Source organism: Pseudomonas syringae pv. cilantro (assembly GCF_001293775.1).
GTDB lineage: Bacteria > Pseudomonadota > Gammaproteobacteria > Pseudomonadales > Pseudomonadaceae > Aquipseudomonas > Aquipseudomonas syringae_P.
The window spans coordinates 333125-341290 of record NZ_LGLN01000032.1 but is presented as its reverse complement, the minus strand read 5'-3'; the positions used below and the strand labels follow the sequence as shown (position 1 = coordinate 341290).

Sequence of the window (8166 nt, the reverse complement as noted above, 5' to 3'; positions counted from 1 at the left end):
GTAGTGTGGGGTTTCCCCATGTGAGAGTAGGTCATCGTCAAGATTAAATTCCAAAAACCCTCATCGCTTACGCGTTGAGGGTTTTTGTTTTTCAGTTTCCAGAAAATCCAGTATGCCTGAGTAAAAGAAGACCTGTTATCCGGCACGTGTGCTCATTGCGTCTGGAGGCAGGCGTGCTTCAGACTCCGGGCAGACCTACTGGAGCTTGCCGAATGCCTAATGCCAGACATGACTTCACCACCCAGCTTCTCATGGATGCAGGCATTCGCAGTGGTATGCGGGTGCTGGACGTTGGATGCGGATCAGGTGACGTCGCTTTTTTGCTAAGCGGCCTGGTTGGAAGTGCTGGAAAAATCGTCGGAGTGGATCACGACGGAGATGCGCTGGATATTGCGCGTAGCCGCGCAGATCAGCAAACTTCTCCAGCGTTCATTCAAAGCGATCTGCTCGATCTTCCGGCATCGGTGGGTATGTTCGACGCCATCGTGGGGCGGAGGGTACTCATGTATCAGACTGGCGCCGTCGCGGTGGTGAAGGCATTGGCCGTCCACCTTCGTCCTGGAGGCGTCATGGTGTTCCAGGAGCACGACACGACAATGGCCCCCGCCAGCATCGACGCGTTTACCCTGCACAAAAAAGCACAAGGCTGGATACAGCAAATGATCGCTCGCGAAGGCGCCGATCTGCATATGGGCTTCAACTTGCACGGAATTCTCAACAGGGCCGGACTGATCGTCCAGTCTGTGCGTGCGGAATATGTCGTACAAACGCCAGACAACGCCTATGCGTTGGGCTATATAGTGCGCGCCTGCATGCCACGCATTATCGCGCTGGGCGTGGCAACGGCAGACGAAATCGGTATTGATACCCTGCAACAGCGTCTGGACAAGGAGCGCACGCAGTCTTCTGGAATCTACATCGGTGACGTCATGTTCGGTGCCTGGGCTCACAAGCCGGACAAAGATCACACACCGATATCGATTGGATGAAGACAGGTTTATACCGGATAAAAAAAACCACCTTCAAGGTGGTTTCTCATACCGTGATAAATCAGTCTCCGCGATATTCACAGCCGCTGGTGCAGGTTTCGTGGATACGAACGGCAGACAGCTCAGGCAGCAAGGGTTTGAGCTCCTCCCAGATCCACTTCGCCAGGTTCTCGCTGGTTGGGTTCTCCAGGCCTGGAATATCGTTCAGGTAGTGGTGATCAAGACGCTCATACAGCGGTTTGAAAATAGCCTTGATCTCGGAGAAGTCCCGAATCCAGCCTGTGTGAGGGTCTACCTTGCCAGCCAGATGAATGCCGACACGAAACGAATGCCCGTGCAGACGTCCACACTTGTGCCCCTCTGGAACGTTGGGCAGAAGGTGCGCCGACTCGAACGTAAACTCTTTGAAGATTTCCACTGTGTATTGGCCCCGAAAAATGGCGATCGCTGACGCGATAAATGCAGGCGGCGAGTTTAACAGCAATGCTCCGAAACGCCACGCAGGGCCCTCACCAATGTTCACTTCCGCGCCAGGCTGTTTGATGGCACTCGGCCAGAACTCTTCAGCTTGAATTAAGTTGTTCCGGTTAAGGTGATGCTCATAAAAGCACCGAACTGTCATGGATTTATTCGCTGATGAAAACGCTCACCACTCTGCTACCGGCTTTGCCTCTGATTGTGACGACCTGTGTCGTTCAGGCACGGGGCATTGATCCTCAGGAAGTGTTGCGCCTGAGTGATGAGGGCACCCTTCACACCAGCGAAAAGCTTGATGCCAAAGCGTTGAACGAGCACCCCGGCGCCAGAATTATTGGTACACAGCTCAAGAACATCTACGGCCGGTACGTTTACAATGTCGAGCTGCGTGATGCGCAGGGGATTGAGTGGGACCTCGAAATAGATGCCGCCACGGGCCATGTCTACAGGAATCGTCAGGATAACTAATGAATTTCGACAAGCGTCTCTGTGCCATCCTCGGTTTGAGCCTGGCCTGCTCCTTTGTGTATGCCAGAGATCTGAATCAGGATGAAGCGCTCAGTTTGCGGCAGCGCGGTGTAATCCTGCCCCTCGAACAATTCATCGAGCGGGCGCTTGGGCTTCACCCGGGCGCTCGTTTGCTGGAAGCCGAGCTTGAAGAAAAGAACAATATGTACGTATATGAATTCGAATTGCTGACGCCACAAGGCGTTGTCCGCGAGCTCAAGTTCGATGCGCGTGACAGCCGATTGCTGAAAGATGAGGATGACGACTGATGCGCCTGCTACTGGTTGAAGACCATGTGCCTCTTGCGGATGAGCTGCTTGCGGCACTGGGACGACAAGGCTACGCAGTCGACTGGCTGGCTGATGGGCGTGATGCTGTCCATCAAGGTGCAAGCGAGCCCTACGATCTGATCGTGCTCGATCTGGGGTTGCCTGGCATGTCCGGACTTGAAGTGCTCGAACAGTGGCGTAGCAAGGGGCTGGCGACGCCAGTGCTGATCCTGACCGCACGCGGCTCGTGGTCTGAGCGTATCGAGGGGTTGAAGGCCGGTGCCGATGATTACCTGACCAAGCCGTTCCACCCTGAAGAACTGCAGTTGCGCATTCAGGCCCTGTTGCGTCGTTCGCATGGTATGGCCAACCAGCCAACCCTGGAGTCCGCCGGCCTGAACCTCGATGAAAGCCGCCAGTGCGTCAGCCGGGATGGTGTCGATGTGCAACTCACCTCCGCAGAGTTTCGGTTGTTGCGTTATTTCATGCTTCACCCGGGCCAGATCCTCTCCAAAAGCCATTTGTCCGAGCATCTGTACGATGGCGAGAACGAGCGAGATTCGAATGTCATCGAGGTACACGTCAATCACTTGAGGCGCAAGCTGGGTCGCGCGGTGGTCGAGACCCGCCGTGGTCAAGGCTATCTGTACGGTGGAGCCGGAGGTTGAAGTCCATCCAGCGACGTCTTAGCCTGGGGTTGATTGCCGTCATGGTGGTCGTCGGCCTGGTGATGGCGCAGACCAGTCTCTGGCTGTTTGAAGTCGGCTTGCAACGCTATCTGGAATCCGGACTGCGCAACGAAAGCGAGAACCTGCTGGTGGCGCTGGTTCGCGGGCCATCCGGCCTTCAGCTCGATGACCATCGCCTGTCAGGTGCTTATCAACGTCCGCTTTCTGGCCATTATTTTCGTGTCGATCTACCGCAGGGGCACTGGCGGTCTCGCTCCTTGTGGGATTTCGAGCTGCCGCAGCCAGGCACGGGACTGCACGCCAATCTCGAACTGGGCAAGACCGGTCAGTCGCTGCTGATGCTGACCACGGAATACCGCAAGTTCGGCCAGCAGATTTCAATTACTGTCGCGCAGGACTACACCCCGGTCAGGGCCAGCTTCCGGCGAATGCAGCAGATCGGTCTGGGCCTCGGCCTGGCGGCGCTGATTCTTGTACTTGCCCTGCAACGCGTGACGGTACGCAGGGCGCTTCGGCCGCTGGAGACTGTTCGCGAACAGATTTTCCAGCTTCAACAGGGGCAACGTTCTCAGTTGGATAATCAGGTCCCGCTGGAACTGGAACCGCTGGTTGCCCAGATCAACCATCTGCTCGCACACACTGAAGACAGCCTCAAACGCTCACGCAATGCGTTGGGTAATCTCGGGCATGCGCTGAAGACTCCGCTTGCCGTCCTGCTCAGCCTGGCCCTCAGTGGTCAACTGGATGCCAGCCCGTCACTGCGTAAAATCCTTCAGGAGCAACTGGAAAACATCCGTCAGCGTCTGGAGCGCGAACTCAATCGTGCGCGCCTTTCCGGAGATGCTTTGCCCGGTGCGCGCTTTGACTGTGATACCGAGCTGCCGGGCCTGTTTTCCACCTTGGGGATGATTCATGGTGGTCATCTTGACTTGGTCAACGACGTCGAGAGCGGCATGTACCTGCCCTGGGATCGTGAAGACATTCTCGAGCTGCTCGGCAACCTGCTGGACAATGCCTGCAAGTGGGCCGACAGCCAGGTGCGCTTGAGTATCCTGCGGGGGGGGCAGGGTTACTCCCTGCTGGTCGACGACGACGGGCCGGGCATTCCCGAGTCTCGACGCGCTGAAGTTTTCAGCCGCGGTGCCCGTCTTGACGAGCAGATCACCGGGCACGGTCTGGGGTTGGGCATCGTGCGCGACATCGTCGAAGCCTGGGGCGGTCAGTTGCAATTACTGGAAAGTCCTGCGGGCGGTCTTCGGGTGCGCATAGACCTTCCCGAACGAACGGCTCCATAACCCCCCTTGAGCTCGCGGAAAACGCCAGAAAAAAGGAGCTTTCGTACAAAAAAACAGGATGGGTCTTAATGTAGGTCTGGCGATGCCGATAACCTGACGGGCACCTCTGACTTATAAAAATAACCATAAGGCCAATCCTATGCGTCTCAGTCTGAAAGCCAAGGTTCTGTCGCTGGCGGTCTTGCCGGTCCTGATGTTTGCGCTGGTGATCAGCGCCACGACGGTGTTCATGCTGCACAAGCAGGCCGAGCGAGAGGTCAGCGATACGCGAGAGCGCCTGCTCTCCGAGGCCAAGGCAACCCTGCAGAACTACGTAGCAATTGCCATGACCGTCATAAAACCCCTCTACGACGCGGCAGCGCCTGGTGACGAAGCCGTGCGCGCCAACGCCATCAAACTTCTTTCAGCCGTCAGTTACGGCAAAGACGGTTATCTATTCGGCTACGACTCGCAGGTCATCCGCATCTTTCGCAGCACCAGCCCGGATGGAGTGGGAAAGAGCTTCAGTGAAGCTCGTGACGCCAACGGGGTGTATATAAACCGCGAGTTGGTTGCGGTCGGCAAGGCGGGTACCCACTACGTGATGTACTCATCGGCCCTGCCGGGCAAGACCGAACCTGTTCCCAAGATCGGCTACACCGATTACCTACCCAAGTGGGATCTGGTCATTGGTTCTGCCGTCAACCTTGATGGCATCGACGCTCAGGTGGCGGTGGTCAGGCAGAACGTCGAAGCGCGGTTACAGGAGATGCTCTACAGCATTCTGGGGATTACCGTCCTGGTGCTGGTCATTATCAGCGTCATCGGGATAGTGATGACCGGCACCTTGCTGCGTCCGCTGGGTTTGATGAAAAACAACCTGGACGACATCGCTGCGGGTGAAGGTGATCTGACCAGGCGTCTCGCCATTACCAGCAACGATGAACTGGGTGATCTGGCGGGTTCGTTCAACCGGTTTGTCGACAAGATTCACGGCATGGTTCGTCAGGTCAGCAGCATGACCGGGCAGCTCAACGGGCTGGTCGGAGAAGTTTCGGCACAGGCACAACGTTCAGAAACTGCCATGGATCGTCAGCGCCACGAAACCGATCAGGTGGCCACCGCGATCAATGAAATGTCGGCTGCTGCGCAGGAAGTCACCAAAAGCGCACAAGGTGCTTCCGTTGCCGCGCAGCAGACTGACGAGCAAGGGCGTACCGCCAAACGCGTGGTGGATGGCAGCATCAAGCAGATTCATGCGCTGGTGGATGACATCCGTAAAAGCGGTTCTTCGCTGGATGTCTTGCAGAAGGATGTATCTTCAATTGTCAGCGTGCTGGGGGTCATTCGCTCGATCGCCGAACAGACCAACCTGCTTGCACTCAATGCCGCCATTGAGGCCGCAAGGGCAGGGGAAGCGGGGCGTGGCTTTGCCGTGGTGGCCGATGAGGTTCGGGCCTTGGCCAGTCGCACCCAACAGAGCACCCAGGAAATTCAGGGCATGATCGACCGCCTGCAACAAGGTACTCAGGAAGCGGTCACTGCCATGCGCCGATCCAGTGAGGCCGGTGATAGTACGTCAATGCAAGCCGACGAAGCAGGCCAGTCGCTGGTGACCATCGGTGAGCTGATCGCGACCATCAATGCCATGAACGCGCAGATTGCCAGCGCCGCCGAAGAACAGACGGCAGTGGCTGAAGAAATCAATCGCAGCGTTCACCAGATCGCCGGTGCGGTTGAAAGCGTCGCTGACGAGACGCGGCAGAGTGCCCAGACTTCGCGCAGCCTCGCCGAGCTGGGCGCAAGCCTCGACAGGCTGGTCGGTCAGTTCCGGGTTTGAAGCGGGTTTGCAGTGTCGATGAACCCTGAAAACGCCAGCCGACGCGCTTGTCTAAACGCTGGCGTCATATTGCCCTCATCCGATGGCACTCGTACGCCCATGTGCTGACTAAGCTCTAGACCGCGCGCAAGGCGCGGTTTACTGACATGGACAGGACATGAACGAAACCACGTTGCAATACAAAACCCTCATTCTGCTATTGGTGCTGGTGACCATTGCCTTCATCTGGATTCTGCTGCCGTTCTACGGCGCAGTGTTCTGGGCGGTCATCCTCGGAATCATCTTTGCGCCGGTGCAGCGCAGGTTGCAGATCAAGTTCAACTGGTCACGCAATCTGACTTCCCTGTGTACCTTGACGATCTGTCTGGTCATCGCAATTCTGCCGGTGATCGTCATCAGCGCCTTGCTGGTTCAGGAAGGCACCATGCTTTACAAGAACGTCGAAACCGGGCAGCTGGATATCGCTGGCTATCTGGCTGAGTTCAAGGACCTGTTGCCACACTCGATTCAGGCATTGCTCGACCGTCTGGGCATGGGCGACTTCGAAGGGCTGCGCGACAAGATCACCAAAGGCGCGATGCAAGGCAGCCAGTACCTGGCGACTCAGGCATTCAGCTTCGGCCAAGGCACTTTCGACTTCGTGGTAAGCGTCTTCATCATGCTCTACCTGCTGTACTTCTTCCTGCGCGATGGTCAGGAACTGGTTCGCAAGATACGCACTGCCTTCCCGTTGGGCGAACAGCAGAAGCGTCGCCTGCAGCTCAAGTTCACCCGCGTAGTGCGTGCCACAGTCAAAGGCAACGTGGTGGTTGCGGTGACGCAAGGTGCGCTGGGTGGTTTCATCTTCTGGGCGCTGGATATTCCGAGCGCTCTGCTCTGGGCGGTGATCATGGCCTTTCTGTCGCTGTTGCCGGCAGTGGGCGCGGGAATCGTCTGGGCGCCAGTGGCGGTCTACTTTCTGCTCAGCGGCATGATCTGGCAGGGCGTGGTACTGGGCTTGTTCGGGGTATTCGTGATCGGGCTGGTGGACAACGTACTGCGCCCGATTCTGGTCGGCAAAGACACCAAGATGCCGGACTATCTGATCCTCATTTCTACCCTGGGCGGCATGTCGGTCTTTGGCCTGAATGGCTTTGTAATCGGGCCTCTGGTGGCCGCCCTGTTCATCTCCAGTTGGGGACTCTTCAGCGGTGACAAGAAAACGGTGAAGCTGCCAGGCTAGCGTGCAAGGTATTGCGGACGATCAGGCACCGCGCTCGCCCTGCGATTATTCGTCTGATGCGGGCGCGGCACGTTAATGACGTCTTGCTGTAATGGTCAGGTTGCAAGAACACGTTTCAGTCAGAATTCTTCCTGGCGGCCACGGCCGATTCCACAAAGGTCGCCAGATCATGGTTGAAGCGCTGTGCCTCTTCCAGAAATGGTGCATGGCCCGAGTTTTCATAAACGGTCGACTGGATGCGCGCATTGAGCTGCCTGGCGCGGGCGATGCTCGGCTGTATGTTTACAAGCGGGTCTTTGCCGCCGTACAGCAGCAAAACCGGCAACTGTGCCTTGGGTAGTCCCTCAGCTACGGCAACCGTCATGGATGGCGTGGCGCGTGTCATCGTCTAGGAGGCCATGGCGGCGTTCGCCAACAGCCGTTCGAACGTTTCCGCGTCCGGCCGGACCTGAAAGCACAGCCCGAGAAAAGTACGTACAGCATCAAGATGCGTTTTCAGATCGTCGGCGGCCAGCCCCGCATAGACCTGAGGGTGGGCGGTGATCAGCGCAGCATTGAGCTCGCAGCCACTCGTTGCCGCCATGCCAGACGTGGTGCAGGTGAGCACGATACTGGAAACCTCCCCCGAGCTACGACCAATGCTGGCTGCAATGGAGCGCGAAACCATGACGCGGCAGGCCGGGCACGCTGGGATTCTGGCTCGCCTTGCCGAAGTAGTTGCCGCGCTGCTTATCCGTGGTTGGGTCGCGAGCGGATGCGGCAATACCGTGGGCTGGTTGGGCGCTTTACAGGATCCCCGATTGAGCCGGGCTATTGTCATGATGCACAGTATCCGCGCCACGAACCCCACCTAGAAAAAAATGAGGATCTGATTTAGCGAGGCATCTCTGGCGAGCAAT

General features: G+C 57.3%; 8 protein-coding genes and 3 pseudogenes. 9 read left to right on the top strand and 2 right to left on the bottom strand.

Annotated elements, in window-relative coordinates:
- The first annotated feature begins 212 nt into the window (after positions 1–212).
- Positions 213–989 carry a methyltransferase domain-containing protein gene (locus ABJ99_RS07030; protein ID WP_054085192.1) on the top strand — a complete coding sequence of 259 codons (777 nt, stop codon included), beginning with the start codon at positions 213–215 and terminating at the stop codon, positions 987–989.
- Positions 990–1050: 61 nt separating this feature from the next.
- Here ABJ99_RS07030 and queD read toward each other — a convergent pair whose 3' ends face one another.
- Positions 1051–1407: a 6-carboxytetrahydropterin synthase QueD gene (queD, locus tag ABJ99_RS07025; protein WP_054085213.1), complete on the bottom strand. Its 357-nt coding sequence runs from the start codon at positions 1405–1407 to the stop codon at positions 1051–1053.
- 218 nt (positions 1408–1625) lie between these two features.
- Here queD and ABJ99_RS07020 point away from each other — a divergent pair, with 218 nt between their 5' ends.
- The 7 genes and pseudogenes from ABJ99_RS07020 to ABJ99_RS06995 all read left to right on the top strand — a co-directional run bounded on the left by ABJ99_RS07020 (position 1626) and on the right by ABJ99_RS06995 (position 7267).
- Positions 1626–1934 (top strand): PepSY domain-containing protein, encoded by a 309-nt coding sequence (locus ABJ99_RS07020; protein WP_054085191.1) that lies wholly within the window; start codon positions 1626–1628, stop codon positions 1932–1934.
- Entirely contained in the window at positions 1934–2242 is a 309-nt protein-coding gene (locus ABJ99_RS07015; protein ID WP_054085190.1) for a PepSY domain-containing protein, read from the top strand. The genes ABJ99_RS07020 and ABJ99_RS07015 overlap by 1 nt, the downstream gene beginning before the upstream one ends.
- A complete protein-coding gene (locus ABJ99_RS07010; RefSeq protein WP_054085189.1) occupies positions 2242–2910 on the top strand; it encodes a response regulator transcription factor in 669 nt (222 codons plus the stop codon). Before ABJ99_RS07015 ends, ABJ99_RS07010 begins: the two co-directional genes overlap by 1 nt.
- The gene (locus ABJ99_RS07005; protein WP_054085188.1) at positions 2907–4226 is read left to right on the top strand and encodes a sensor histidine kinase; all 1320 of its coding nucleotides are present in this window, start codon (positions 2907–2909) and stop codon (positions 4224–4226) included. The genes ABJ99_RS07010 and ABJ99_RS07005 overlap by 4 nt, the downstream gene beginning before the upstream one ends.
- 139 nt (positions 4227–4365) lie before the next feature.
- Positions 4366–5187: pseudogene (locus tag ABJ99_RS29745) on the top strand (cache domain-containing protein); the annotation flags it as partial.
- Positions 5188–5202: 15 nt separating this feature from the next.
- Entirely contained in the window at positions 5203–6045 is an 843-nt protein-coding gene (locus ABJ99_RS29740; RefSeq protein WP_375232703.1) for a methyl-accepting chemotaxis protein, read from the top strand.
- A gap of 157 nt (positions 6046–6202) precedes the next feature.
- Positions 6203–7267 carry an AI-2E family transporter gene (locus ABJ99_RS06995; RefSeq protein ID WP_054085186.1) on the top strand — a complete coding sequence of 355 codons (1065 nt, stop codon included), beginning with the start codon at positions 6203–6205 and terminating at the stop codon, positions 7265–7267.
- Positions 7268–7382: 115 nt separating this feature from the next.
- Here ABJ99_RS06995 and ABJ99_RS06990 read toward each other — a convergent pair.
- Positions 7383–7829 (bottom strand): annotated as a pseudogene (locus ABJ99_RS06990) (alpha/beta fold hydrolase); the annotation flags it as partial.
- A 1-nt stretch (position 7830) separates the two neighbouring features.
- On the opposite strand from ABJ99_RS06990, the pseudogene ABJ99_RS06985 reads away from it, so the two are divergent.
- Positions 7831–8094, top strand: a pseudogene (locus ABJ99_RS06985) (cupin domain-containing protein); the annotation flags it as partial.
- Positions 8095–8166 lie beyond the last annotated feature (72 nt).